The 23,954-nt window shown below is 65.6% G+C and carries 24 protein-coding genes; 10 read left to right on the top strand and 14 right to left on the bottom strand.

Features of this window, described 5'->3' with window-relative positions; all coding sequences use genetic code 11:
• Window positions 1-82: 82 nt before the first annotated feature.
• From U5A58_RS34095 to U5A58_RS34085, 3 genes are all read right to left on the bottom strand, one after another.
• On the bottom strand, window positions 83-1,873 hold the full coding sequence (locus U5A58_RS34095; RefSeq protein ID WP_321964718.1) for an acyl-CoA dehydrogenase: 1,791 nt from the start codon (window positions 1,871-1,873) through the stop codon (window positions 83-85).
• Window positions 1,874-2,090: 217 nt separating this feature from the next.
• The gene (locus tag U5A58_RS34090; RefSeq protein WP_321914915.1) at window positions 2,091-3,095 is read right to left on the bottom strand and encodes an AraC family transcriptional regulator; all 1,005 of its coding nucleotides are present in this window, start codon (window positions 3,093-3,095) and stop codon (window positions 2,091-2,093) included.
• A gap of 123 nt (window positions 3,096-3,218) precedes the next feature.
• Window positions 3,219-5,213 carry an acetoacetate--CoA ligase gene (locus tag U5A58_RS34085; protein WP_321964717.1) on the bottom strand — a complete coding sequence of 665 codons (1,995 nt, stop codon included), beginning with the start codon at window positions 5,211-5,213 and terminating at the stop codon, window positions 3,219-3,221.
• Window positions 5,214-5,934: 721 nt separating this feature from the next.
• Between U5A58_RS34085 and arcD the strand changes: the two genes are divergently transcribed.
• From arcD to arcC, 4 genes are all read left to right on the top strand, one after another.
• Window positions 5,935-7,302 (top strand): arginine-ornithine antiporter, encoded by a 1,368-nt coding sequence (gene arcD / locus U5A58_RS34080; RefSeq protein WP_415774337.1) that lies wholly within the window; start codon window positions 5,935-5,937, stop codon window positions 7,300-7,302.
• Window positions 7,303-7,315: 13 nt separating this feature from the next.
• A complete protein-coding gene (arcA, locus tag U5A58_RS34075; RefSeq protein WP_415765940.1) occupies window positions 7,316-8,575 on the top strand; it encodes an arginine deiminase in 1,260 nt (419 codons plus the stop codon).
• A gap of 47 nt (window positions 8,576-8,622) precedes the next feature.
• A complete protein-coding gene (locus U5A58_RS34070; protein WP_321914911.1) occupies window positions 8,623-9,633 on the top strand; it encodes an ornithine carbamoyltransferase in 1,011 nt (336 codons plus the stop codon).
• Between the two features lie 76 nt (window positions 9,634-9,709).
• Window positions 9,710-10,639, top strand: a complete 930-nt coding sequence (arcC, locus tag U5A58_RS34065) for a carbamate kinase (protein ID WP_321914910.1) — start codon at window positions 9,710-9,712, stop codon at window positions 10,637-10,639.
• A 115-nt stretch (window positions 10,640-10,754) separates the two neighbouring features.
• Here the strand turns inward: arcC and U5A58_RS34060 are convergent, their stop codons facing one another.
• From U5A58_RS34060 to U5A58_RS34045, 4 genes are all read right to left on the bottom strand, one after another.
• Window positions 10,755-11,009 carry an RNA-binding protein gene (locus tag U5A58_RS34060; RefSeq protein ID WP_110387579.1) on the bottom strand — a complete coding sequence of 85 codons (255 nt, stop codon included), beginning with the start codon at window positions 11,007-11,009 and terminating at the stop codon, window positions 10,755-10,757.
• A gap of 86 nt (window positions 11,010-11,095) precedes the next feature.
• Window positions 11,096-11,917, bottom strand: coding sequence for a polyphosphate kinase 2 (ppk2, locus tag U5A58_RS34055; protein ID WP_321964715.1), 822 nt, complete (start codon window positions 11,915-11,917; stop codon window positions 11,096-11,098).
• Window positions 11,918-12,050: 133 nt separating this feature from the next.
• Window positions 12,051-12,494: a PRC-barrel domain-containing protein gene (locus tag U5A58_RS34050; protein ID WP_321964714.1), complete on the bottom strand. Its 444-nt coding sequence runs from the start codon at window positions 12,492-12,494 to the stop codon at window positions 12,051-12,053.
• Window positions 12,495-13,065: 571 nt separating this feature from the next.
• The gene (locus tag U5A58_RS34045; RefSeq protein WP_321964713.1) at window positions 13,066-13,707 is read right to left on the bottom strand and encodes a GNAT family protein; all 642 of its coding nucleotides are present in this window, start codon (window positions 13,705-13,707) and stop codon (window positions 13,066-13,068) included.
• Window positions 13,708-13,892: 185 nt separating this feature from the next.
• On the opposite strand from U5A58_RS34045, the gene U5A58_RS34040 reads away from it, so the two are divergent.
• Entirely contained in the window at window positions 13,893-14,336 is a 444-nt protein-coding gene (locus U5A58_RS34040; RefSeq protein ID WP_233881541.1) for a thioesterase family protein, read from the top strand.
• A 12-nt stretch (window positions 14,337-14,348) separates the two neighbouring features.
• On the opposite strand, the gene U5A58_RS34035 is transcribed toward U5A58_RS34040, so the two are convergent.
• The 3 genes from U5A58_RS34035 to U5A58_RS34025 form a co-directional block, all read right to left on the bottom strand.
• A complete protein-coding gene (locus tag U5A58_RS34035) occupies window positions 14,349-14,666 on the bottom strand; it encodes a YnfA family protein (RefSeq protein WP_321914906.1) in 318 nt (105 codons plus the stop codon).
• Window positions 14,667-14,743: 77 nt separating this feature from the next.
• Window positions 14,744-15,547, bottom strand: a complete 804-nt coding sequence (gene phnX, locus U5A58_RS34030; RefSeq protein WP_321914904.1) for a phosphonoacetaldehyde hydrolase — start codon at window positions 15,545-15,547, stop codon at window positions 14,744-14,746.
• Window positions 15,548-15,601: 54 nt separating this feature from the next.
• The gene (locus tag U5A58_RS34025) at window positions 15,602-16,762 is read right to left on the bottom strand and encodes a 2-aminoethylphosphonate--pyruvate transaminase (RefSeq protein WP_321964712.1); all 1,161 of its coding nucleotides are present in this window, start codon (window positions 16,760-16,762) and stop codon (window positions 15,602-15,604) included.
• A 139-nt stretch (window positions 16,763-16,901) separates the two neighbouring features.
• On the opposite strand from U5A58_RS34025, the gene U5A58_RS34020 reads away from it, so the two are divergent.
• Entirely contained in the window at window positions 16,902-17,759 is an 858-nt protein-coding gene (locus U5A58_RS34020; protein WP_321914902.1) for a LysR substrate-binding domain-containing protein, read from the top strand.
• A gap of 20 nt (window positions 17,760-17,779) precedes the next feature.
• On the opposite strand, the gene U5A58_RS34015 is transcribed toward U5A58_RS34020, so the two are convergent.
• Window positions 17,780-18,001, bottom strand: a complete 222-nt coding sequence (locus U5A58_RS34015) for a hypothetical protein (RefSeq protein ID WP_158757792.1) — start codon at window positions 17,999-18,001, stop codon at window positions 17,780-17,782.
• 260 nt (window positions 18,002-18,261) lie between these two features.
• Here U5A58_RS34015 and U5A58_RS34010 point away from each other — a divergent pair, with 260 nt between their 5' ends.
• Window positions 18,262-18,933, top strand: coding sequence for a phosphoribosyltransferase (locus U5A58_RS34010; RefSeq protein WP_321964711.1), 672 nt, complete (start codon window positions 18,262-18,264; stop codon window positions 18,931-18,933).
• Window positions 18,934-19,000: 67 nt separating this feature from the next.
• Here U5A58_RS34010 and U5A58_RS34005 read toward each other — a convergent pair whose 3' ends face one another.
• Window positions 19,001-19,297 (bottom strand): YciI-like protein, encoded by a 297-nt coding sequence (locus U5A58_RS34005; RefSeq protein ID WP_321964710.1) that lies wholly within the window; start codon window positions 19,295-19,297, stop codon window positions 19,001-19,003.
• Between the two features lie 215 nt (window positions 19,298-19,512).
• On the opposite strand from U5A58_RS34005, the gene U5A58_RS34000 reads away from it, so the two are divergent.
• From U5A58_RS34000 to U5A58_RS33990, 3 genes are all read left to right on the top strand, one after another.
• Window positions 19,513-19,839: a PsiF family protein gene (locus U5A58_RS34000; protein ID WP_321937579.1), complete on the top strand. Its 327-nt coding sequence runs from the start codon at window positions 19,513-19,515 to the stop codon at window positions 19,837-19,839.
• 319 nt (window positions 19,840-20,158) lie between these two features.
• A complete protein-coding gene (locus U5A58_RS33995; protein WP_321914898.1) occupies window positions 20,159-20,602 on the top strand; it encodes a hypothetical protein in 444 nt (147 codons plus the stop codon).
• Between the two features lie 128 nt (window positions 20,603-20,730).
• The gene (locus U5A58_RS33990; protein ID WP_321964709.1) at window positions 20,731-21,318 is read left to right on the top strand and encodes a YSC84-related protein; all 588 of its coding nucleotides are present in this window, start codon (window positions 20,731-20,733) and stop codon (window positions 21,316-21,318) included.
• A gap of 33 nt (window positions 21,319-21,351) precedes the next feature.
• Here U5A58_RS33990 and U5A58_RS33985 read toward each other — a convergent pair whose 3' ends face one another.
• Together U5A58_RS33985 and U5A58_RS33980 are read right to left on the bottom strand one after the other, a co-directional pair.
• Complete coding sequence (locus U5A58_RS33985) at window positions 21,352-22,419, bottom strand: glycosyltransferase family 4 protein (RefSeq protein ID WP_321964708.1); 1,068 nt, start codon at window positions 22,417-22,419, stop codon at window positions 21,352-21,354.
• Window positions 22,420-22,684: 265 nt separating this feature from the next.
• On the bottom strand, window positions 22,685-23,851 hold the full coding sequence (locus U5A58_RS33980; RefSeq protein ID WP_321964707.1) for an AAA family ATPase: 1,167 nt from the start codon (window positions 23,849-23,851) through the stop codon (window positions 22,685-22,687).
• Window positions 23,852-23,954: the final 103 nt, after the last annotated feature.

The raw sequence follows: 23,954 nt of genomic DNA, 5'->3' as shown, positions 1-23,954 counted from the left end.
ACGTGGGCCGTACTGCGCAATCAGATCACTCGACGACATATCCTCTTCCTTGCTTGCTAACTGAGCGCCCTAAACCGCTCTATCAAAACTGCACTTCGCTCAGCGCGAGCACGCCAGCGTCGCCCTTTGCGGCCAGGATCGACGTTTCGAGGGCGCCTGCCTGCGGGAGAATGTGCTCTGCGTAGAACTGCGCGATCGCGATCTTCGCGCCGTGGAACTCGGCGTCGTTCGCGAGTTCGCGTTGCGACACGAGCAGCGCGCGCGCCATTTGCCAGCCGCACAGCACGATGCCCGCAAGCTTGAGATACGGCACGCTGCCAGCGAACACCGCGTTCGGGTCGCGCTTGACGTTCGCAACCACGTAGTCGACGACATTCGCCAGTGCGCTCGCGCCCTTCTCCAGCTGCTCGCGCATCGACGCCGCTGCCGCGCCGCCGGCCTGCCCGAGTTCTTCGGCAGTGCGAGCGATCTCGCCAAGCAGCGCCTTCGCAACCGCGCCGCCGTCGCGCACCGTCTTGCGGCCGACCAGGTCGTTCGCCTGAATCGCCGTGGTGCCTTCGTAGATCGCGAGAATGCGCGCGTCGCGGTAGTACTGCGCGGCGCCCGTTTCCTCGATGAAGCCCATGCCGCCATGCACCTGGACGCCGAGGCTCGTCACCTCGTTGACCATTTCCGTGCTCCAGCCCTTCACGATCGGCACGAGGTATTCGTAAATCGCGAGATTGCGGGCGCGCACTTCAGGGTCGGCGTGGTAGTGCGCATTGTCGCTATAGGCCGCGGCGACATAAGCGAGCGCACGGGCGCCTTCGGTCATCGCGCGCATCGAGCCGAGCATGCGGCGCACGTCCGGGTGATGAATGATGGTGGCCGACTGCTTGAGCGAGCCGTCGACGGGGCGGCTCTGCACACGCTCCTTCGCGTACGCTACGGCCTTCTGGTACGCGCTTTCCGCCACGCCCACGCCCTGCATGCCCACGCCAAAGCGCGCCGCGTTCATCATGATGAACATGTATTCGAGGCCGCGATTCTCCTCGCCCACGAGATAGCCGATCGCGCCGCCATGGTCGCCGTATTGCAGCACGGCCGTGGGGCTCGCCTTGATGCCGAGCTTGTGTTCGATCGACACGCAATGCACGTCGTTGCGCGCGCCGAGCGAGCCGTCGTCGTTCACGAGGAACTTCGGCACCACGAAGAGCGAAATGCCTTTCACGCCTTCGGGCGCGTTGGGCGTGCGCGCCAGCACGAGGTGAACGATGTTCTCCGCCATGTCGTGCTCGCCCCACGTAATGAAGATCTTCGTGCCGAAGACCTTGTACGAGCCGTCGCCCTGCGGTTCGGCGCGCGTGCGCACGAGTGCGAGGTCGGAGCCGGCTTGCGGCTCGGTGAGGTTCATCGTGCCGGTCCAGTCACCCGAGATGAGCTTCGGCACGTAGCGCGCCTTCAGTTCGTCGCTGCCCGCGGTGAGCAGCGCCTCGATGGCGCCGTCGGTCAGCAGCGGGCACAGCGCAAACGAGAGGTTCGCCGCGTTGAGCATTTCGATGCAAGGCGTGGCGATCAGCTTGGGCAGTGCCTGGCCGCCGAACTCGGACGGATGTTGCAGACCCTGCCAGCCGCCCTCCACATACTGGCGGAACGCGAGCGCGAAGCCCGGCGTTGCCGTGACCTCGCCGTCGCGCCAGCTGCTCGGCGTGCGGTCGCCTTCCACGTTCAGCGGCGCGATGACTTCGCCGGAGAGCTTCGCGCACTCGTCCAGCACGGCCTGTGCGGTGTCGAAACCAGCGTCCTCGAAACCCGGCAGGGTTGCGACGGCGTCGATGCCGGCCAGCTCTTTCAGCACGAACAGCATGTCCTTGACGGGGGCGTTGTAGCTCATGATCGGTCCTTCCAGTCACTCAGGGGTCAAAATGGATGCGCCGCCGGGCCAGGGACGTCTGGGTGGCCACGTTGCGGCAGTACAGGACGGATCGTAGCGGTAATCGGTCGCCATACCACTGTCCAAACCGGACCACATGGTGACAATTCTGGCCACGCTATTGGCCGCTGTGCCCACCCATCATGGGTGGGCGTCCGCGCTTTGTGGCGGGCGGCGCTCAGCCGCGGCGGCGATAAGTGCCGGGCGTGCTGCCGGTCCAGTGGCGAAAGGCGCGATGAAAGGCGCTGGGGTCGTCGAAACCGAGATCGCCGCCGATGGCCGCGATCGTGTCCTGGGTGTCGGTGAGGCGCTGGATCGCCACGTCGCGGCGCAGTTCGTCCTTGAGCGCCTGGAAGGTGGTCTCTTCCGCGGCAAGACGCCGGCAGAGCGTACGGACCGAGCAGTGCAGGCTGTCGGCCGCCGCTTCGATGGTCGGCAGGTCGGGCAGCTGCGCGGCGAGGTACTGGCGCACGTTGTGGCTCACGAGCTGCTCGCTGAAGGTTTCGAAGATCCAGTCGCCGGGCGAGCGCGCGAGAAACGCGCGCAGGTTGCGCTTGCTCTGCCGGATCGGCATGTCGAGATAGGCCGCGCTAAAGCGCATCAGCGTGGCCTCGCTGCCAAAGCGCACGGGCCCATGGAAGAAGTAGCGGTGATCGAGCGCATGCGGCGGCTGCGCACAGGCGAAATCGACCTGCAGAAGCGGAATGCGCTGGCCGATCAGCCAGGAACACACGCCGTGCGCGAGCTTGAGCGTCAGTTCCTGCCCGAGCGGCCCGATCGCGCCATACGCGGCATTGGCGCGTAATGCCACCTGGGCCACGAGCCCCTGGCGGCGCGATTCGAGCCGGAAATCGTCGAGCACGATGTGGAAAAACTGGTCGAAGCGATGCAGCGCCGTTTCGAGGTTGCGCGCATCGAGCAGGCTCAGGCAGAGAAACTTGAGCGTGCCGCTGCGCAGCGGCCGGCTGAAGATGCCGGGCATCTCGTCGTCGAGTTCGATAGCGAGCGTCTGGTAGAGCGTGGAGAACTGCTCTTCCGTCACCCGGCCGCCCGGCTTGGCGAGCAGTTCCAGCGCGATGCCCGCCTCGTTCAGATAGCGGCGGATCACAGCGGGCTCGGCACCGGCGCCGGCGAGAAAGCCGTTGACGAGCGAGATGGGAACGGTGGCGCTAGGCGATGGCATGCGTTGACAATGGAAGGCCGCGGAAACGGGCCGACATAGGCATCGGCCCGCGCGCGCCATTCTAAATCGGCGCGGCCAAAACGGCGCTGCCGCGCCCCGAAGTCTTGCGCTGTCGCGAGCCGCTTACTGCGCTTCGCCCCTCGCCCGCGCAAATTCAGCAAACCACGCGAGACTTTCCGGGTTGGCCATGGTGTCCGGATTGGCCACTTTCTCGAGCGGCTGCCCGAGCAGAAGCCGCTTGATCGGCACCTCCATCTTCTTGCCCGAGAGCGTGCGCGGAACGGCCGCGACCTGATGGATTTCGTCGGGGACGTGGCGCGCCGAGAGCGTCTCGCGCACGCGCGCGCGAATGCGCTGCGCGAGCGCGTCGGTCAGCTCGACACCGGGGCGCAACACCACGAAGAGCGGCATCGACGAGGCGCGCCCCAGGTACTCCAGATCGACCACGAGGCTGTCCAGCACCTCGGGTACCGACTCCACGGCGCGATAGAGCTCGCTCGTGCCCATGCGAATGCCGTGGCGGTTGATGGTGGCGTCCGAGCGACCGTAGATGACCGCGCCGCCCCGGGGGGTGATGCGCAGCCAGTCGCCGTGGCGCCAGATGCCAGGAAACATGTCGAAGTAGCTTTCGCGGTAACGCCGGTTCGCTTCGTCGCGCCAGAAGTAGAGCGGCATCGAAGGCATGGGCGCGGTGCACACGAGTTCGCCGACTTCGTCGATGCGCGCGTGCCCGGCCTCATCGAACGCCTCGACTCGCGCGCCAAGGCATCGGCACTGCATTTCGCCGAGATAAACCGGCAAGGTCGGCACGCCTGCGAGGAAGCAGCCCGCGAAATCGGTGCCGCCCGAAATCGCGTCGATCCACACCGGGCCCACGTGTTCGAGTATCCACGCGTACGCTTCGGGGGGCAGCGGCGAGCCGGTCGAGCCGACCGCGCGCAGGCGCGAGAGATCCGCCGCCGCGCGCGGCTCGACACCGGACTTCAGGCATCCCTGGAAATACGCCGCCCCCGCGCCGAAGAACGTGACGCCCGTCTCGCCCACGAAGCGCCACAGCGTCTGCGCATCGGGGTACGTGGGGTTGCCGTCGTAGAGACAGAGCGTCGCCCCCGCGAGCAGGCCGCCCACCTGGCAGTTCCACATGATCCAGTTCGTGCTGGCATACCAGTGGAAACGGTCGCCGGGGTGCAAGTCGAGGTGCAGCGCAGTGAGCTTCACGTGCTCTACCACGACGCCGCCATGCGAATGCACGATGGCCTTGGGCATGCCCGTCGTGCCCGATGAATAGACGATCCACAGCGGATGGTCGAACGGCACACTCTCGATTTCCAGCGGGACGTTTCCGGCGACTGCGTCGCGCCACACCGTGGCATGCGGGTACTCCTTCACGTTGGCGTCGGGATCGAGCTGCGGGACGAACACGAGGTGCGCCACGCTCGGCAACTCGCGCAGCAAATGGTGGATCAGCTCGCGCCGGTCGTGCGGCTTGCCGCCATAGCGATAGCCGTCCACGGCGAACAGCACCTTGGGCTCGATCTGCCGGAAGCGGTCGAGCACCGCGAGCGGGCCCATGTCGGGCGAGCACACTGACCAGATCGCCCCCACGCTCGCCGTGGCAAGAAATGCCACGACGGTCTCGGGCGTGTTCGGCATGAAAGCCGCCACGCGGTCGCCGCGGGTCACGCCCATACGCCGCAGCGTGGCCGCGCAAGCCGCCACCTGGCGGCGCAGCTCCGCCCAGCTCAATTCGCGCGTGCGCCCGGCCAGCGGGCCGCTCTCGCTGCGCGACACGATCGCGGGTCGTGCATCGCTCGCAAGCTGGAAAGCCCGTTCGACGTAGTTCAACTCGACGCCGGGAAACCAGCGCGCGCCGGGCATCGCGGCGTCGGCGAGCGCCACGCCGCGCGGCTCGCGCGAGGGAATCTGCGCCCAGTCCCAGAGCGCGCACCAGAACGCGTCGACGTCCTCGACCGACCAGCGCCATAGCGCGTCGTAGTCGTCGAACGCCAGACCGCGCGTATCGCCGAGCCACTTCGTGAACTGGGTGATGCGGGCCGATTCGACCTGCTGCGGCGTCGGGGTCCAGGCCGGAGGGGATGCGGTGAGCGTTTCGTTCATCTCGTTGCGCGGGCGCTTGCGGGTTTGTCTGACCTAATGGTGCCGGAGCCAGTGCGCCTCGAACAATTCAGGGAAACCAGTGGAAGACGCTCGCTTACATTCACTCACGGCGAGGTCCGCTAACGTCACGCGTCATTGCATTGTCAATCCGTATTCATTTTTAATATTTCGAATAAAAGCCTGGATTGAATACGCTCGCGTGACCACCATTTTATTGCCGGACTCAATCAACGAATATTCCAATTCGTGTGCTGTGTTGTACCGCACAAATCAACCAAATCTCGGATTCTCCTCCCGGCGCACAACACCTGTTCTGCGGTGAAATCATGCTTATGACTTAACCCGTACGCAATTGGCATATGAGCTGTCATAAAAATGCAATGCGCCAATGCCTTTAATCTCGCTAATTCCCGCCAATTCTCCTCTCCCTATCGGACCAAGGTCTTATTGTCAGATCGCGCGCCCACTATCAGATTGAGCGCGTAGCGGCGCGGGTTGCGCTCTCGCGGCATGCGACGCGCGCTGCAGACGCAGGCACAAAGCAAGTTGACGGGTTGGCGCGCAGCGCGAGATCTGCGGCCCTGCCGGCTCGTACAGGAGACCGCGCATGTCCGAATCGACATCTTCGCCTCGCCCCGCCGCAAAACCCGATAGCGCCGCCACGCCAACCGCCGCCAACAGGCTGCGCCTTGGCGCGCTCACCGCTCTCGTCGTGGGCTCGATGGTGGGCGGCGGTATCTTTTCGCTGCCGCAAAACATGGCGGCCAGCGCCGACGCCGGAGCGGTGCTGATCGGCTGGGCGATCACCGCGGTCGGCATGCTCATGCTCGCGTTCGTGTTCCAGTCACTGGCCGTGCGCAAGCCCGAACTCGACGGCGGGGTGTACGCCTTCGCGAAAGCCGGCTTCGGCGACTACATGGGCTTTGGCTCGGCGTGGGGCTACTGGATCAGCGCGTGGCTCGGCAACGTCGGCTACTTCGTTCTCCTGTTCAGTACGCTCGGCTACTTCTTCCCGGTCTTCGGCGAGGGCAATACGCCGATCTCCATCATCTGTGCCTCGGTGCTGCTCTGGGCGCTGCACTTTCTCGTGCTGCGGGGCATCAAGGAAGCCGCGATCGTCAACCAGATCACCACGGTCGCGAAGCTGGTGCCGCTGTGCCTTTTCATTATTCTCTGTGCGTTTGCGTTCCGCTCCAGCACCTTCACAGCCGACTTCTGGGGACAAATGAATCCCAAGCTCGGCAGCGTGACGAACCAGGTTCGCAACATGATGCTCGTGACCGTATGGGTGTTCATTGGCATTGAAGGCGCGAGCATCTTCTCCGCGCGTGCGGAGAAGCGCAGCGATGTCGGCAAGGCCACGGTCATCGGCTTTGTTGGCGTGCTGCTTCTGCTCGTGCTCGTGAATGTGCTGTCGCTCGGCGTGCTCACGCAGCCCAAACTCGCCGCCCTGCAGAACCCCTCGATGGCGGGCGTGCTCGAAAACGTGGTCGGCCACTGGGGCGCGATTCTGATCAGCGTGGGGCTGGTCGTGTCGCTCGCGGGCGCGCTGCTCTCGTGGGTGCTGCTGTGCGCCGAAATCATCTTCTCGGCCGCGCGCGACCACACGATGCCAAACTTCCTGCGCAAGGAAAACGCGAAGCACGTGCCGGCCAACGCACTGTGGCTCACGAACGGCATGGTGCAGATCTTCCTCGTCATCACGCTGTTCTCGAAGGGCACGTATCTCTCGCTCATCTATCTCGCGACCTCGATGATCCTGCTGCCCTATTTCTGGTCGGCGGCCTACGCATTCCTGCTCGCGCTGCGCGGCGAAACGTACGAAACCGACAGCGGCGAGCGCAGCAAGGACCTCGTCATCGCGGGCGTTGCCGTGATCTACGCGATCTGGCTCATTTACGCCGGCGGTCTCAAATACGTGCTGCTCTCCGCGTTGCTCTACGCGCCAGGCATCGTGCTGTTCGCGCGCGCAAAACGCGAAGTCGGCCAGCCCGTGTTCACGAACATCGAGAGGTTCGTTTTCGCCGCTGTGCTGATTGGCGCATTGGTGGCGGCTTTCGGCCTGTACAAGGGCTTTCTCACCCTCTGATTCGAGGAGTCTCATGATGAGTACGGACACTGTCGCCTTTGGCGTCAATTCCGAGGCGGGCAAGCTGCGCAAGGTCATGGTGTGCTCACCCGGACTCGCGCATCAACGCCTCACGCCCAGCAACTGCGACGAACTGCTATTCGACGACGTCATCTGGGTCAGCCAGGCGAAGCGCGACCATTTCGACTTCGTGACGAAGATGCGCGAGCGCGGCGTGGAAGTCCTCGAGATGCACAATCTGCTGACCGAAGCAATTCAGAACCCGGAAGCGCTCAAGTACATCCTCGATCGCAAGATTCGCCCGGAAACCGTGGGCGTTTCGCTCGCCGGCGAGGTGCGCAGCTGGCTCGAAGGGCTGGAGCCGCGCCGCACCGCGGAATTTCTGATTGGCGGCGTGGTGGCCGAAGATGTTCCGGACAGCGACCAAAGCAAGATCCTGAAGGAGTTCCGCAGCTACCTCGGCTATTCGAGCTTCGTGCTGCCGCCGCTGCCCAACACGCTTTTCACGCGCGACACGACATGCTGGATCTACGGCGGCGTATCGCTGAACCCGATGTACTGGCCGGCGCGGCGGCAGGAGACGCTGCTCACCACGGCGATCTACCGCTATCACCCGCAGTTCGCCGGCAAGGACTTCGAGGTCTGGTACGGCGACCCCGACGAGGACCATGGCGCGGCCACGCTGGAAGGCGGCGACGTGATGCCGATCGGCAACGGCGTCGTGCTGGTCGGCATGGGCGAGCGCACGAGCCGCCAGGCCATTGGGCGTCTGGCGCAGAACCTTTTCGCCAAAGGCGGCGCAAAGCGCGTCGTCGTGGCGGGCCTGCCCAAGTCGCGCGCAGCCATGCACCTCGATACGGTGTTCAGCTTCTGCGACCGCGACCTCGTGACGATCTTCCCGGAAGTCGTCAACGAGATCGTTCCGTTCTCGGTTCGCCCCGACGACAAGAGCCCCTCGAAGCTCGACTTGCGCCGCGAGGAAAAGCCCTTCGTGGACGTGGTGGCCGAAGCGATGGGCCTGAAGGCCCTGCGCATCGTCGAGACGGGCGGCAACGCGTTCGCGGCCGAGCGCGAGCAATGGGACGACGGCAACAACGTGGTGTGCCTCGAACCCGGTGTGGTGATTGGCTACGACCGCAACACCTATACGAATACGCTGCTGCGCAAGGCCGGCGTGGAGGTCATCACGATCACCGCGAGCGAACTGGGCCGCGGGCGCGGCGGCGGCCACTGCATGACGTGCCCGATCGTGCGCGACGCCATCGATCTCTGAGCGCCGCACCAAACCGCAACCCACTGCATTCGCAACGGAGAAACGACATGGCTTTCAATCTGCGCAACCGCAGCCTGCTTAGTCTGATGCATCACAGCACCCGCGAGCTGCGTTATCTGCTCGACCTCTCGCGCGACCTCAAGCGCGCCAAGTACACGGGGACCGAGCAGCAGCACCTCAAGGGCGTCAATATTGCGCTGATCTTCGAGAAGACTTCCACGCGCACGCGCTGCGCGTTCGAAGTCGCGGCCTACGATCAGGGCGCGAACGTCACCTACATCGATCCAACCTCCTCGCAGATCGGCCACAAGGAGAGCATGAAGGACACGGCGCGCGTGCTGGGCCGCATGTACGATGCGATCGAGTATCGCGGCTTCAAGCAGGACATCGTCGAGGAACTCGCGAAGTTCGCGGGCGTGCCCGTGTTCAACGGCCTGACCGACGAGTACCACCCCACGCAAATGCTCGCCGACGTGCTCACCATGCGCGAGCATTCCGACAAGCCGCTCACGCAAATCAGCTACGCGTATCTCGGCGACGCGCGCAACAACATGGGCAACTCGCTGCTGCTCGTCGGCGCGAAGCTCGGCATGGACGTGCGCATTGCGGCGCCGAAGTCGCTCTGGCCGCATGACGATCTCGTGGCGGACTGCAAGAAGTTCGCCGAGGAAAGCGGCGCGCGCATCCTGCTCACCGAGGACCCCAAGGCCGCCGTCAAGGACGTCGATTTCATCCACACCGACGTGTGGGTCTCGATGGGCGAGCCCATGGAAGCCTGGGGCGAGCGCATCAAGGCGCTGCTGCCGTACCAGGTGAACATGGCGCTCATGAAAGCGAGCGGCACGCCGCATACGCGCTTCATGCACTGCCTGCCCGCCTTCCACAACAGCGAGACCGTGATCGGCAAGCAGATCGCCGACAAGTATCCCGAGCTCAAGGGCGGTGTCGAGGTCACGGAGGAAGTGTTCGAGTCGCCGCTGAATCTGGCCTTCGAGCAGGCGGAAAACCGCATGCACACGATCAAGGCGATTCTCGTGTCGACGCTCGCCGACATTTGAGCCACGCCGCTCGACGGGGCGCGTGTGCAGTGCGCGCGCCCCGCTTCACCGATACGCCTAACCTTGGGAGTCAGACATGCGAATCGTGATTGCGCTCGGCGGCAACGCGCTGCTGCGTCGCGGCGAGCCGATGACGGCGGAGAACCAGCGCGAAAACGTGCGCCTCGCGGCCACCCAGATTTCGCAGATCGCACAGGGTAACGAACTGGTGATCGCGCACGGCAACGGGCCGCAGGTCGGCCTGCTCGCGTTGCAAGGCGAAGCCTACAAGGACGTGCCCAGCTACCCGCTCGACGTGCTCGGCGCGCAGACCGAAGGCATGATCGGCTACATGATCGAGCAGGAACTCGGCAATCTCCTGCCGTACGAGGTGCCCTTCGCGACCATTCTCACCCAGGTCGAAGTGGACGCGAACGATCCGGCGTTCCAGCATCCGAGCAAACCGATCGGCCCGGTCTACACGAAGGAACAGGCGGAGCAGCTCGCCGCCGAACGTGGCTGGGCCATCGCGCCGGACGGCGACAAGTTCCGCCGTGTCGTCGCGAGCCCGCGGCCGAAGCACATCTTCGAGATCCGCCCTGTGAAATGGCTGCTGGAGCGCGGCACGATCGTGATCTGCGCGGGCGGCGGCGGCATTCCGACGCTTTACGGCGAAGGCCACAAGCTGGGCGGCGTGGAGGCCGTGATCGACAAGGATCTGTGTTCCGCCCTGCTCGCGCAGGAGCTGGAAGCAGACATGCTCATCATCGCCACCGACGTGGACGCCGCTTACGTCGACTGGAGCAAGCCGTCGCAAAAGGCGATTGCAAGCGCGCATCCCGACGAACTGGAGAAGCTTGGCTTCGCGGCCGGGTCGATGGGACCGAAGGTCATGGCGGCAGCCGAGTTCGCGCGTAACACCGGCAAGGATGCAGTGATTGGCGCGCTGCCCGATATCGTGGCGATTACCCAAGGCAAGGCGGGCACGCGCGTGAGCACGGAGAAGCCGGGGTTGATCTTTTATTGACGCCGGCCTGAGTTCAGTCCGAGTTCGAGCGCCCTGAAACGGCGCCTGAAAACGCAGGGCGCGCACCGCAGCTGACGAAGCCGTGGTGCGCGCGCTGTTGTGTGTTGGCGCCCGCCTACTCCTCGCGCGCCGGCGGCATGACCTGAGCGCTGATGGTGTGATCGCGCCAGAACAGGTTGTTAATGCGGCCCTGCAACCTGCGCAGCCCCTCTTCGCTCGCCGCGTGGAAGGTGAGCAAGGCGCCGGGACGCCCCGCCCCCTCGATGCGCTGAATCGCGTCGTACGGCGGAAAACCGTAGCGCTCCAGAAACTCGTTGATTTCGGCGTCCGTGACGTGTTCGTCGATATTTCCCAGCAGCAGTTCGGCCATGGTCTACCCCTCGTGAGCGTTCAATCGTGATGATAGTGTGGTTTGATCCGCCGCGACGAGAAGCCGCGCCGGATCGCGCGCGCCGCTCAGTACTTCTCCTGCACGTACCGGTAGGGGTAGTCCGGGTCGCGGTAACCATGTGGCTTCTGGCGATCGGGCAGCGTGACCTTCTCGCGCGGCAGCGCCTTGTACGCAATGGTGTTCAGAATATGACTGATGACGTTCAGGCGCGCGCGTTTCTTGTCATCGGATCGGACAACGAACCATGGGGACTCCGGCGTATCGGTCATGTCGAACATTTCGTCGCGCGCGCGTGAATAGTCGTACCAGCGGCTATACGACAGCAGGTCCATCGGCGAAAGCTTCCAGATCTTGCGTGGGTCGTTGATGCGCCCTTCGAGGCGCCGCGTCTGTTCTTTCTGGCTCACTTCGAGCCAGAACTTGATGAGGATCGTGCCCGAGTCGATGATGGCGCGCTCGATGAGCGGCACGCCGCGCAGGAATTCTGTCGCCTGTTCCGGCGTGCAAAAGCCCATCACGCGCTCAACGCCCGCACGGTTGTACCAGCTGCGGTCGAACACCACGATTTCACCGGCAGCGGGCAACAGCGGCAGGTAGCGCTGAAAGTACATTTGCGACTTTTCGCGCTCCGTGGGCGCGGGCAGCGCGAATACGCGAAACACGCGCGGGCTCACCCGTTCGGTGAGCGCCTTGATCGTGCCGCCCTTGCCTGCGCCGTCGCGCCCTTCGAACAGGATGCATACCCGCAGGCGCTTCTGGACCACCCACTCCTGCAAGCGAACGAGTTCGCCATGCAAGTGCTCGAGCTCCTTTTGATAGGCTTTTTCGCTGAGTTTTTCCGCCGGCTGCGTTGCACTCGCGGCCTTGACTTCCTCTTTCTTCGCCATTGAATTGCTCCCCGCTTCGGACGCCTCCCACGAGGCATCCTTCCACTATGGTGTGTGGACGTGGCGCGCGCAATAGGACTTTGGACTAAGGCGCTGGCCGGCTTGACCTCCAGCAAGCGCGCCCGCGCGCGCGTCAATCGTGCGCGTAGTTGAACTCGGGCATGGCCTTTAGCTGCGCCTTATCGGTCTGCAGTACGATCTGTTTCCTGTCGATGCGCAGATCGTTGAACGGTACGGCCACGAGATGCTTGCCCATGCCGAGGAAGCCGCCCACGGAGAGAATGGCGAAGGCGCCTTCGTCAGGCGATTCGAGCACGATGTCGTCGATTGCGCCGATCTTGCCGCCGCTATTGTCGTAGACATCGGAGCCTACGAGCTTCGACGCGCGAAAGCCGGTGCCCGACTGCACCGTGGCCATGCGCTGCACGGCGATCGATTGCGGTGCGCCCTGCGCGAGCACGGCAGAAGGCGCGCCCAACGTGCACCCAAGCGCGCACGCAAGCGCGACGACGCACGCAGATGTGCGCAGGCATGCCCGGCGGCGCGTTTTCAGCGGGCGATTCGATTGTGTCGTCATGGTATCCCCCCTCCCTTGTGTGCAAATGCACGATGAATACCGCGCCAATGCAAGCGCTGTGCCCGGTGGCCCACGTTCGTCATAAAGAGGATCGCTTGCGGAATACGGCGGCGCCTACACGGCGCGCAATCGCGCCGGGACCAGCTCAGCGCGGCGGATGTCCCACTGCTGCCCGCGCGGATAGCCGCGCGCCACTCACAGATGACTGCAAAGGTCCGTGCGCGAATCGCAGCAACGTGCGTTCCAGGAGCGTGTTGTGCGGCACGGCGCTTGCGCTTCGCCGGGCAAATGGATTTGCGTGGATTCGCGCATTCGCGGTGCCGCAGCGCATCACGCACACGCATCCTGCAACCCGGAGAGGTCTATGCGTTCGAACTTCCTTCTTGCCGCTCGATTTTTGCGTGGTCCCGAGGCCCATCTGCCGACAGAGGAGCCCGATAATCCGCGTCGCCCACCGCCCCCTCCGGTTTCGGACCCCGAGCCGCCGCCGGTACCCGAAGGCGATCCGCCGACTGAAGCGCCACCCGAGCGGCTGCGCCGACGCGGCGCCACTGCGCTGGCGCGGCAAGGCTCAGCCGGCCGCTTGTAACCGCCGCAACAAGCCAGCCTTCACCTCGGGCCACTCGTCCTCGATGATGCTAAAGCGCACGGAATCGCGCTTGCGGCCATCCGGCATGATGCGTTCACGGCGCACCACGCCCTCTTCTCTCGCACCCAGGCGCAGGATGGCGGCACGCGACTTCGCGTTGAGCACGTCGGTCGTGAACTGCACGCGCACAAAGCCGAGCGTTTCGAAGGCGTAGCTGAGCATCAGAAACTTCGCCTCGGTATTCACGACAGTGCGCTGCGCCGAGGCAGCGAGCCACGTCGAGCCGATCTCCAGCTTGCGGTTCTCGCGATCGACCTTCCAGAAACGCGTGCTCCCCACCACGCGATCACTGGCGCGCAGCCGGATCGTGAACGCAATGACGGTGCCGGCACGCACGCCATCGAGCGCCCGGGCAATCCAGGCATCGACAGTAGCGGGACCCGGCACCACGGTCACCTTGAGGTTCCAGAGTTCGCCGTCCGCCGCCGCGGCGACGAGGCGTGGCGCGTCTTGCGCGCAGAGCGGGTGCAGTGCGACCGTGCGGCCGTTCAGCGTGGGCAGATCGTTCGGCGCGGGCGTGGCTGCGGCGGCGGTGCGGGATGCGGGGCCAGCTATGTCGGTCATGGCGGGAATCGATGAATGGGGCGAGCGCGCGAGCTAGTCCCGGGCGAAAGGCTCACGCATTCTAGCGCCGGGCCGGCGCCGGGGGCGACGCGGCAGCCGTTACAATCGCGCCTGCCAGCGCGCCCCGGCGCCCATGCCGCACAAGCCCGCTGGCGTCGCCCGTCCCCAATTTTTCGCATCGCATCATGGCCCGCATCGAGCTCCACTTTCCCGAAGACCAGTTCTATTACTCGACGCACCTCACAGTGCGCGTTACCGACATCAATTCGGCCAATCACCTCGCGAACGATTCGATGATCTCGATGATTTCCGAGGCGCGCGCGCGTTTTCTTTTCGACGCGGGCATCGAGGGCATGAAGGACGCGCACACGAGCATCATCGTGACCGATCTGGCCACGACCTATCGCGCCGAAGCCTACGCGCGCGACGCGCTCTGCTTCGAAGTGGGCATCATGGATTTCAACAAGTACGGCGGCGACATCATCTTTCGCATTACGCGGCCCGCCGACGGCGCGCTCATCGCCATGGCGAAATCCGGCTTCGTATTCTTCGACTACGAGGCGAAAAAGGTCGTGCCGATGCCGCAAGCGTTCCGCGACAAGTTTCCGCAGGTCAATACCGTCGGTTGAGGTTCGCGCCGTTCAACGCGGCTGGAACATGATGAGCGCCATGCCGGCCAGCGTGAAGCCAATGCCGGCCCAGTCCCAGGGGCTTGGCCGGATCGCCTCGACGGCCCAGAGCCAGAGAATCGCCACGCACACATAAACGCCGCCATAGGCCGCATAGGTGCGCCCGGCGGCCGTGGGATGCAGCGTGAGCAGCCAGGCGAAGAGCGCAAGCGAAACAGCGGCCGGCAACAGAAGCCACGCGCTCGCGCCTTCGCGCAGCCACCGGTAAGGCAGATAGCAGCCGACGATCTCGGCGAGCGCGGTCACGACAAAAAGTAGAAACGTCTTCATGGGCGGCGGCCAATGACAGGGGCGCCCATGTTAGCGCAGGCGACGGGGCCGCCTGCAAAAGCCGCGCGAAATTCGGCTTACGGCCGCTCGCCGCGGGCAAGCCGCGATTCGATCTCGTTCACCACGGGCAGCAGGTCTGCAACGCTGTCGATCACATAGTGCGCGCCCGCCGCGCGCAGACGCTCCACGGCCGCGGCGCGCCGGCGTGCGAATTCATCGGGGGCGAGCGCGTGGACTTCTTCCTCGGTCAGGCCGAAGGCATTGCCGCTCACGGCGACCCCGACCGCCCACGTCCCGCCGTTGATGCCCTCTTCGATGCCGACTTCGGTGTCGTCCACCTTGATCGCATCGCGTGCGAGCCACACGCCGAGTTGCGGCAGCGTGCGGTAGATCATGTAGGGCGAAGGCCGGCCCTCGGGCGTGTCGCCGGTGCAGACGATGCTGTCCGGCTCGAAGCCCTGCGCCTTCGCGCCCGGCACGATCTGGTCGATGATCTCGCGCGTGTAGCCGGTGGTCGAGCCGATGCGCACGCCATCGGCGCGCAGCGCGGCGGTCACGGCCGCCACGCCTGGAATGACGTCGCTGTACTGCGCGGCCACGGCAACGTTCTTCGGCACGAAGACGTCGTACACGGCGTCGATATCGGCCTCGCCCGGCGCGTGGCCGTAGCGCGCTTCCCATGCCGCCGCGACGCGCGGCAGCGCCATCAGCGCCGCGATGTGCGGACGCTTGGCCATGCCCATCGGCCCGCGCGCCTCGTCGATCGTGACCGGCACGCCGAATTGCTCGAAGGTCTCGACGAAGGCGCCCATTGGCGCGCGCGAGCCGTAGTCGACCACGGTGCCGGCCCAGTCGAAGATCACTGCCTTGACGTGTTTCATTGCATGCGTCCTGCTAAATAATCGGTGGTCTGTACTCTTAACAATAGCCGCGCATCAAGCGGCGAGCGCTTCGCGTGCGCCGAGATCGACTGGCGCGGGCGCGGCACTCGCCACGCCGAGCGCGCGCAGCGCTTCGCCGCATGCGGCCACGACGCGGCGCATGACGGTTTCGTCGAGCGCACCGATGCAGCCGATGCGAAAACTCTCCACACTGGTCAGCTTGCCCGGATAGATGATGAAACCCTGCGCCTTCATGAGCTCGTAAAAGCGCGTGAAGTCGAATGCGGGATCGGCCGGCGAAAAGAACGTGACGATGATGGGCGAGCGCCAGGATTCGGTCAGCAGCGGCTCGAAACCGAGCCCGCGCATGCCCTCGACGAGCACGTCGCGGTTGTGCGCATAGCGTGCAAGTCGCCCAGGCTGACCGCCTTCGAGCGCGTGCAGCCGCAGCGCCTCGATGAACGCGGCCACGGCATGCGTGGGCGGCGTGAAGCGCCACTGGCCGGTGCGGTTCATGACATCCCACTGGTCGTAGATGTCCAGCGCGAGCGAGTGGCTCACACCCTTTGCGCTGCTCAGGACTTCTTTTTTTGCGATCACGAAGCCGAAGCCCGGCACGCCCTCGATGCACTTGTTCGCCGACGAAACGAACGCGTCGCAAGGCAGCGTGCGCACGTCGAGCGGCACGGCGCCGAACGCGCTCATCGAGTCGATCAGGAGGCGCCGCCCCTGGCGCGCCGTCACGGCCGCGATCTCCTCGATCGGGTTCAGAATGCCGGAGCTGGTCTCGCAGTGCACGACGACGACATGCGTGATGTCCGGGTTCGCGACCAGCAGGCGCTCGACGTCCGCGGCGCGCGGCGGCAGGTAGTCGCCGGTGTCGTGCACGGTGTGCTGGCGGCCCAGGTAGCGCAGCGTCGTGGCAATGCGCTTGCCATACGCGCCGTTGGCGAGCACGAGCGCGTGGCCATCGCGCGGCACGAAGCTGCCGAGCATCGCCTCGACGCAATAGCTGCCGCTGCCCTGCAACGGCACGCAGTCATAGTCACCATGCTCGTCGCCCGCGATCTGGAGCAGCGCGGCGCGCAACTGCGCCGTCATGGCGCGGAAGTCGGCATCCCACGAGCCCCAGTCGCGCTGCATCGCGGCCTTGGTCGAGGCCGCGGTGGTGAGCGGTCCGGGGGTCAGGAGATACGGCTCGGCGGGGGTGGTCATGCGGGCTCCGGTGGGCGTCAGGGCTGTCAATGGCGACACGTTAGCGCAGCGCCATCCATCGGTAAAATCGATATAATCGATGTCGATATAAGCTCAACTTATCCCCCCCCCGTTTCCCCTTTACCCGGAGCGCTTCGACATGCAATACGCGCAGTTGCGTGCTTTTCACGCGGTCGCCGAACACGGCGGGTTCTCACGCGCCGCGCAGGCGCTCTCGCTGACGCAACCGGCCGTGTCGGACCACGTGAAGCGGCTCGAACAGGATTTCGGGGTCAAACTCTTCGAGCGCGGGCCGCGCGGCGTGGAACTCACGGAACTCGGGCGGCGGCTATTCGCGGTGACGCGTCAGATGGTGGGCTGCGAGCGCGACGCGCGGCGGCTGCTCGAAGCGGCAGGGGCGCTCGAATCGGGCGAACTCGCCCTCGCCGCCGACGCGCCGGACCTCGCGATCAAGCTGATTGGCGCGTTCAGGCGGCGCTATCCCGGCGTGGTGATCAAGCTTTCGATCGCGAACGCGACCGAATGCATGCGCCGCGTGCTGGCGAGCGAAGCCGACGCCGCGATCACGGCCGCACGCCAGGTGCACAGCCGGCTGCAGGCGCGCGTGCTGCGCGAGGAACCGCTGGTCGCGGTGGTGCCCGCGGAGAGCCCCGCCGCGAAGAAGCGCCGCATGACCTATGAGGAACTCGTGCGCGAACCCATGGTGTTTCGCGAAACGCATTCGGTCACGCAGCAATTGCTCGAAGCCGAACTCGTGCGCAAAGGCTTGCAGGTCCAGCCCGTGCTCTACGTGGATGGGCGCGAGGCGCTGCAGACGGCCATCGCGCAAGGCGTGGGCGTGGGCGTGATCGCGCATGCGGAATTCGGCGAGTCGCGGCGCATTCGCATGCTGCCGCTCGTGGACTGCCAGGTGCGCATGGTCGAATCGCTCACGCGCCTCGCCGACACGTCCTCGTCGAATTTGCTCGACGCGCTCTTTGCCACGCCGCTCGATTAAGGAGCGCGATGACCGGGCCTTCAGGAGACCACGATCGCCGTGCCGACGGCATGGAGCAGATCGCGCAGCGTCTCGGCCTGCTCCATGCGCGCGCCGTGCCGCAGGTGTATGCGCACGGCTCGGCCCGCGATGCCGTCGACCGGGCGCGCGAGCCATAGCTCGACGGCAAGCCCGAGGCCGTCAGGCGCATCGGGCACGACCGGTTCGACAACGCGCGGATTGAAGGAGGCGGATTCGGACATGGCGAGACCTCGTCGATAGCGGGATCGACTTCATCGTAGCGAGGCAGCACGAGCGCGCCAAACGAGAAATCCGCGTATGCAAATGAATGCCGCCAGGCTTTGGATCGCGCTGGCCGTGGCATGCGCGCACCACTCGCACGGTGTGCGGCGTGCTGGCTGCGTGCGCGGCGTTGCTTTACGAGCAGCGTGCGCCTGTGAGTGGCAAACTGAACGCATCGTTGTGCGGCGGTTTGCCCGCAACGGGATCGGAGGATCTCCTCATGGAACGCCCCTTTACCGACCGCCGCGAGGCGGGCCGCTTGCTCGCCGGTCCGCTCTCGGCCTACGCGGGCAGACGCGACGTGATCGTGCTCGCGCTCCCGCGCGGCGGCGTGCCGGTAGGCTATGAAATCGCGAAGGCGCTGCACGTGCCGCTCGACGTTCTACCCGTGTGCAAGCTCGGCCTGCCCTGGCAGGCGGAACTCGCCATGGGCGCGTTGTCGTCGAACGGCGCGCAGTACGTGGACAGCTCGCTCGTGCGCAGCGCCGGCGTGAGCGAAGCGCAATTGCAAAGCGCCATGGCGCTCGCGCGTATCGAGCTTGGCCGCCGCGAGGCGCGCTATCGCGGCGAACGTGCGCCGCTTGCGGTGGCGGGCCGGGTCGCGATTGTCGTCGACGACGGGATGGCAACAGGTGCGTCGCTCAAGGCCGCGGCGCTCGCACTTGCCACGCTTGGCCCGGCGCGCATTGTCGCGGCGCTTCCGGTCGCGCCCGCCGGCTCGCAAGAGCGCCTGAGCGGCGCCGTGGACGAATTCGTTTGCGCACGCATGCCCGAGGCGTTCTACAGCGTCGGCCAGTTCTACCTCGACTTCGATCAGGTCAGCGACGAGACCGTACGCGACCTGCTGGCGCTAGCGGCCGCTGAGGACGCAAACGGCGAGGCGCCGGACTGAGCCGCGCCCGCTGTTTGTTCTCGCACTCGATCGCACCCATCCGCGCCCGATTGCACCCTGGCGCACCCTATCGCACCGGATTCGAAGCCGCTTCGCCTACCACCGTTTGCCAGGGCCGCACGCGCCACTGCTTCACGAGCCCTGAGCGCACATACGGATCGGCGCGCGCGAACGCTTCTGCGGCGGCCGGGCTGTCGCCCTGGAAAAGCAGCAGCGCGTTGTCGACGGGATCGGCAATGGCTCCCCCGAGCAGCAGTTCGCCGCGTTCGGCGGCGGCCCATGCCAGCGCCAGATGCGCGCTGCGGTGTTCGGGGCGGCGTTCGAGATAGTCGTCTGCAAGCTCGTACATCAAGAGGTAATGCATGCGTGTTCTCCGTGCTGTTGCGGCCGCGTCGGACCAGGTTGGCTGAGTCGACGGCCGATAGCGAACATTGTGCAGCAGCGCGCGCGTCAACCGAACACATCGCCGCATCGTTTTAATGGCGGCTTTGCCATAATGGCGGCGCACGCAAGACGCACCGTCCACAAGCGGCCGGGCCGCACGGTAACTCAGAACGACCAAACTCAAGGGAGTGAACGATGAAGATGCAATCCGTCATTGCTGCAATCGTGCTGGGCGGCGTGCTGGCCGCGCCGGCGTTCGCGCAAACCGCCGCGCCTGCTGCGCCCGCCGCGCCCGCTGCGAACAGCCAGCAGAACAAGATGAAGGCGTGCAACGCCCAGGCCGGTGACAAGAAAGGCGATGATCGCAAGGCATTCATGAAGCAGTGTCTTTCGGCTGCCGGTGTTCCGGCTCCGACGATGACCCAGCAGGAGCGGATGAAGGCGTGCAACGCCCAGGCCGGCGACAAAAAGGGCGACGACCGCAAGGCTTTCATGAAGACGTGCCTTTCGACAAAGAGCTGAGCGAACCGAATTCGGGCACCCTTCTGAACGGCAGGTCCCACGCGCCGCAGCGTTTGCTGCGGCGCGTTTTTTTATGCGGCGGTTTTGTGCGCTGCAGCGTTCGCTCGATCTGCGCGCGCCCGGGTCTTCGGTTGTGCGAATCATCGTGGAAGGAGGCAAAGTCACGTGAAAACGCGCGGATTTGCGTAATCCAGCGCATTCAGCCTGGTCGTTTTTCTCCTATGATGGCTGGAGCGGCGGCCCCTGCCTGCGAAATCACCTATTAGCCATCGGGCAGCCGAGTTGACGTTGATGCCAAAGGCATCGAACGGAGGCGCAGATGGCATGGAGACACAAGAACCGCTGGTTTCGCCGCTGGCTGATGGTGATCACCTTCTGGCTTGTCCCGGTGATGATCGTCGCGGTGCGCGAGGTTCAGGACGAGATGGCGTACAACCGCGCGGACTTGCAGCGCGCGCTGACGACCTGGACCTTCACCGACGCGGAGCGTGACGCCGGCGCCGCGCTACGCTGCCACGGCACGCCAGACACCGCGCGTGCGGCCGGTTGCCCCGCCGCAGTGCTCGCGGCGAACGCGCAGCGCCAGCAGGAAGCGCGTGATGAATACGCAGTACGACGCACCACGCTCGCGGGCTATTTGTGGCACGCGTTCGTCGGTTACTGGGTCGTGCCTGCTGCGGTGCTGCTCGCGTTCGGCGTGCTGATCGGCGGCGTGAAGCGCGCCCTGCGGCGGCCCACGGCCAAACCGGTGCCGGAGCACTAGCTTCTTTCGTGCATGGGCCACCGCGCAGCGTTTGTGCTGCGCAGCCTCAAAGTGCGGAGCGGGACGTTCAGGTATAACAAACGGACGCCGTGACATCACGGCGCCCGGAAACCAGAACGGAGAATAAAATGGCCGTATCCCGCTTCATTTTGAAGGCTTCTGTCGCTATCGCCATCGGCGCCGCGGCACTCTCGGGCTGCACCACCACCGGCAGCCAGGCACCGAACGCCGCGACCAGCGCGTCGCGCGCCGACTCAATCAACTCCGACGTCGACGCTACGCTTTCGCGTCTCTATCAAACCGTGCCAGGCTCGCGTGAACTGGTCAGCAAAGCTCGCGGCATCCTCGTGTTTCCGCGCGTGATCCAGGCGGGCATTGGCGTAGGCGGCGAGCACGGCGACGGCGCACTGCGCGTGGGCGGCAGCACGGTTGGCTTCTACAGCACGTCGTCGGCTTCGGTCGGCGCAACGCTCGGCGTGCAGTCGAAGTCGGTCGTCTATCTCTTCATGACGGAAGACGCGCTCGCGAAATTCCGCAATTCGAGCGGCTGGTCGGCAGGCGGCGACGCATCGGTCGCGCTCGTGAAGGTCGGCGCGAACGGCTCGATCGATACCACCACGGCCACCAAGCCCGTGCAGGTCTTCGTGCTCACCAACAGCGGGCTGATCGGCGACCTCTCGCTCGGCGGCACGAAGATCACGAAGCTCGACCTTTAAACGCGCGTAAGCGCGCCCGTTACGTCCGCGGGCTCAGCTCGCGGACGTATCGATCACCTTGAAGCGCGAGCGCTTGTTCGCGCGAATCACGGCCTCATACGCCTGCACGTACTCCTGCGCCATGCGGTGCGAGGTGAAACGCTCTTCGAAGCGGCGCCGCACACCGGCACGCGCCACGCGCGAGAGGCGGTTCACCGCCGCCACGGCACCAATCTCGTCCTCGACGATAAAGCCCGTCACACCCTCTTCCACCACCTCCGGCACCGCGCCGCGATTGAACGCGACCACGGGCGTGCCACACGCCATCGCCTCGATCATCACGAGGCCGAACGGCTCCGGCCAGTCGATCGGGAACAGCAGCGCATGCGCGCCGGAGAGGAATTCGGCCTTCTGGCTGTCGTTGATCTCACCCACGTACTCGACGTGCGGCAGCGCGAGCAGCGGCTTGATGTCGCGCTCGAAATACTCGCGGTCGGCTTCGTCGACCTTGGCGGCAATGCGGATGGGCAACCCACAACGCCCGGCAATGCGTATTGCCGTGTCGACGCGCTTTTCCGGCGAGATACGGCCGAGAAACGCTAGATAGCGCTGTTCCACGGGCTGCGGCGTGTACAGCGTCTCCGGCAGGCCGTGGTAGACCGTGCGCAGCCAGCGCGCCTGCGGCATTGGCTGGCGCTGCGAGTTCGAGATCGAAATGACGGGCGCGGTGTTGAACGTATCGAACACCGGCTGCTGTTCGGGCAGGTCGAGGCGGCCGTGCAGCGTCGTCACGAACGGCGTTTCCTGGCGCTTGAACACCGAAAACGAGTAGTAGTCCATATGGAAGTGCAACACATCGAACTGGTCAGCCTGACGGCGCACCATTTCCATGAGGAGCATGTGCGGCGCGATGCGGTCGCGAATGCCGGGATCTAGCCGCAGCGCGCGCGGCCACACGGGCTCGAGCTTCGCGCTCGTGAGCGAGTCGCCGCTCGCGAACAGCGTGACGTCGTGCCCGAGTTCGACCAGCGCTTCGGTGATGTATGAAACAGCGCGCTCGGTGCCGCCATAGAGCTTAGGCGGGACCGATTCGGTCAGCGGGGCGATCTGCGCAATTCTCATCGAGTGTCTCCAGGAAACGGGGCCGCGTTGCCCGTTCTTGCGGTGCTGGACATTCTAAGGCAGCCGGACCCGGCGTCCGCGGCCCGGGCTTACCCCGGGTAAGCACGGATTGTTGCGGGGTTGGGTCCGGTCAGGCCTGCGCGACGGGGCAACTGTCCCATTCGGCTATCCCCATTATTCGGCAAGCGGGCGACGTGCGCCGTCAGTCTTTCAATTTCTATACGGTGTTACATGCCGAAACAATCCCTGCGTTTGCCCTACCGGCCTACCTGGCGGGCCATTTCCATGCCGGCGCGTCGAGCGTGTCCGGATCGGCGAATCCGGTTGCGCCGAGGCGCCGCTCGAGCACGACCGACTGGCTGCCCGCCTCGCGCTCCAGTGCCGCCACGAGCCGCGCCGCGTGCGAGACCACGATGACCTGCGAGTGCAGCGACGCCCGCGCGATGAGCCGTGCAAGCGACGGCAGCAGGTCCGGGTGCAGGCTCGTCTCGGGCTCGTCGAGCACCAGCAGGCCGGGCGGCCGCGGGCTCAGCAGCGCCGCCGCGAGCAACAGGTAACGCAAGGTCCCGTCCGAGAGCTCCGCGCCGCGCAGCGGCCGTAGCAACCCCTCCTGGCGCAGCGCCACCTCGAAACGGCCCTCGTGATTCACGATCTCCACGCGCGCGCCCGGAAAGGCGTCGCCAATGGCGGTGTCGAGCGCCTGCCCGTCGCCGATCTCGCGGATCGTTTGCAGCGCGGCGGCGAGGTTGGCGCCGTCGTCGGCGAGCACTGGCGAATGCGTGCCGATCTGCACCTGGCGCGCGCTCGCGTGTTCGTCGGTGCGGAAGTGGTCGTAGAAGCGCCACGAGCGGATCTGCTCGCGCACGGCGATCATTTCAGGCGCGCTGCGCGGGTCGGCGTACTCGGTCATCATGCTGTCGAAGCTCGCCACGGGCTGCGCGAGCGTCGTCCATTCGCCCGATGCGTCGCGGATGCGGATCATCGGCCCCTGGCGGTCCACGAGCAGCGCCGAAGGCCGCAGGATCGGTCCGCTCCAGATGCACTCGCGCTTGATGACCGGGTCCAGCGAAAACTGCGAGGTGGACGAAGGCAACGGCAATCCCAGATCGATCGCGTAGCCGAAGGCGTCGCCCGCGAAACCAAGGTGCAGGCTCACCGCATCCTTGCGCACCGTGCCCTGCACTGCGTACTCACCCGCTTCGACCGCGCGCGAGAAGCGCTCGGGGCCCGCCCATAGCGTCGATTGCAGGCCGCCTTCGCGCGCCAGCGACGGAATCACGCCGCCGCGCGCCGTGAGCGCGAGCAGGCGCAGCGCGCGATAAAGATTCGACTTGCCGCTGCCGTTCGGGCCGGTCACGACGTTGAGCGCGCCCAGCGGCACGACGAGCTCGCGCAGCGAGCGGTAATTGGCGATGGCGAGCGTAGTCAGCATGAACGTGCGTGGCGAGTGCCTTGGGTGATGCCGTGGTGGTGCCTTGGTGGTGCCTCGATAAGCCACGCATCATACGCAATCGTGCAGCCGCGCGAACCGCCTG

Source organism: Paraburkholderia sp. J7 (assembly GCF_905220155.1).
Classification (GTDB): Bacteria; Pseudomonadota; Gammaproteobacteria; order Burkholderiales; family Burkholderiaceae; genus Paraburkholderia.
Note: the sequence above shows the minus strand (reverse complement) of the source record. Positions and strands in the feature narration are given on the sequence as shown.